The sequence below is a fragment of the Bradyrhizobium sp. NAS80.1 genome (assembly GCF_001908205.1).
Taxonomy (GTDB): Bacteria; Pseudomonadota; Alphaproteobacteria; order Rhizobiales; family Xanthobacteraceae; genus Bradyrhizobium.
Genome location: NZ_LGHL01000335.1, coordinates 1 through 2,021 on the forward strand (window position 1 = coordinate 1; position 2,021 = coordinate 2,021).

The window sequence follows — 2,021 nt, forward strand, 5'->3', positions numbered from 1 at the left end:
CCGGCGGCGGCGTCACGGCGGGAGCAGCCTGTTGCTCGACTGGAGCGGGCGCTGGAGGCGGCAGCACGGCCGTATCGGCTGGAGCATTGTTGGCGGTGGTCGTCGGCGGAGCCGGCGGGGGCGGTACAGCAGGAGGTGGCGCTGCGGCTGCGGCGGCAGGCGCAGGCGGCGCGACGACGGGAGCCGGGGCTGGCGCTGGAGCAGCCGGTGTTTGCGGATCGACCTTGGTCTGCTGCGGCGGCTGTGTCTCGTTCTTCTTGGCCTTCTTGGCCTTGCCCTGGCCGGTGTTGTCGTAGACGCCGGGGATCGAGACCGTGCCGCGGTCGGGGTCGATGCGGATGGTATGCCCGCCATATTCGATGGTGTACTGCGCATGCGCAGCGGTGCTCGCCAAAAGGAATGCGGCCGTGGCCAACAGCTTCCTCATTTCCGTCTCCTGAACAGGTGGTCCCCGCGCCGACGCTTACGCGCCGGCTCGATCGCAAAAAGTGATCTAGATCACTTCCGTCCGTATGAGTCGTGCTCTGGCAGGTTCGGGTTCAATGCGCCCGGAACCCGTCCACAATTTGGCCGAAGCAAGCGACAGGAGGACGCGGCCTATTCGAACCAGGCGGCGTAAATCTTGCGGTAGCTGCCGTCTTCCATCGAAATGTGCAGCCATTGGTCGACGAAGGCCTTCAGCGCCATGTCGCGCTGCAGCCAATAGGCCTTCTCAGAGAAGTCGAACGGCTTGTCCGGGTGCACCGCGCAGAGCACGCCTGAATGCTGCTTCTGCTGGTAGCGGGTCTCGGAGGCGTCCGTCATCATCAGGTCGGCATTGCCCTTGGCGATCTCGTCGAAGATCACGGTGTTGTCCGGGAAGACGTTGATGTCGGCGTCCTTTATATTGGCACGCGCAAATCGCTCATTGGTGCCGCCCGGATTGACGATCACGCGGGTGCCCTTCTTGTCGATATCGGCGACGGTCTGGTACTTGCCGACATCGGCGCAGCGCGCGATCGGCGTCTTGCCCTCACGCATGATCGGAATCGAGAAGAATCCCTTCTTCTGCCGGTCGAGCGTGACCGAGACGCCGCCCATGGCGATGTCGAACTGGTCGGCCTCGAAATCCTTCATCAGCTTCGGCCAGGCCGTCGGCACGAATTCGACCTTGACGCCGAGCGCCTTGCCGAGCGCCTCCGCCATATCGACGTCGAAGCCGCTGAATTGCTGCGTGGCCTTGTCGAGATAGGTGAAGGGCTTGTAGTCGCCGGTCATGCCGACGCGCAAAGTGCCGCGCTTGACGATCTCGTCGAGACGCGAGGGCGCTTGCTGCGCATAGGCCGAAAGGTTTGCCAGCAACATCACGGCCAAAGCCGCCACGATTCGAACGATCATCTCTTTTCCACCCATGCCCGAGCTGTCATTGTGCAGCTCTTGAGCGGTGGATTTAGACCAGATGCCAGTCATTGGCGAGACGGAATTGAAGGGAATCTTGACGTGACGATCTCGATGTACGAGGCCTCGGTCGGCCTCTTCGTGCCGTACCTGCGCAACCTGTCCGCACTACTCGACAAAGGCGTCGCCTATGCGGAGGCCCGCAAGTTCAACCCGACGGTTCTGCTCGGCATGCGCTTGGCGCCGAACATGTACGATCTGGCGCAACAGGTCGGTGAGGCCTGTCGGCACGCCGTGGTCGCGTCGGCGTTGCTGGCGCAGCGCGAGCCCGTCGCGCTGCCGGTGCTGGAGCACGACATGGCCGGGCTCCAAGCGCGCATTGCGACGTCAATCGAATTCATCGAAAGCCTGTCGCGCGCCGCGATCGATGCGGCGGCGGAGCAGAATGTCTTCTTCAGGCTGAAGAACGGGACCGAGCTGCCGTTCACAGGGCGGACGCTGTTGCTGACCTTCAGCGTCCCGCAGTTCTTCTTTCACGTCACGACGGCCTACAACCTCTTGCGACACGCAGGCGTCGAGCTCGTGAAGAAGGATTATCTCGGTCGCAAGTAGAGCATGATCCGGAAAAGTGTGCAGCGGTTTTC

The 2,021-nt window shown here is 62.8% G+C and carries 2 protein-coding genes and 1 pseudogene; 1 reads left to right on the forward strand and 2 read right to left on the reverse strand.

Annotation, left to right across the window (positions count from 1 at the left end):
- Together AC629_RS42985 and AC629_RS42990 are read right to left on the reverse strand one after the other, a co-directional pair.
- A pseudogene (locus AC629_RS42985) lies at positions 1 to 427 on the reverse strand (DUF2147 domain-containing protein); the annotation flags it as partial.
- A 170-nt stretch (positions 428 to 597) separates the two neighbouring features.
- Positions 598 to 1,377 (reverse strand): transporter substrate-binding domain-containing protein, encoded by a 780-nt coding sequence (locus AC629_RS42990; protein ID WP_084810659.1) that lies wholly within the window; start codon positions 1,375 to 1,377, stop codon positions 598 to 600.
- A gap of 114 nt (positions 1,378 to 1,491) precedes the next feature.
- Between AC629_RS42990 and AC629_RS42995 the strand changes: the two genes are divergently transcribed.
- Positions 1,492 to 1,989, forward strand: a complete 498-nt coding sequence (locus AC629_RS42995) for a DUF1993 domain-containing protein (protein ID WP_084810660.1) — start codon at positions 1,492 to 1,494, stop codon at positions 1,987 to 1,989.
- Positions 1,990 to 2,021 lie beyond the last annotated feature (32 nt).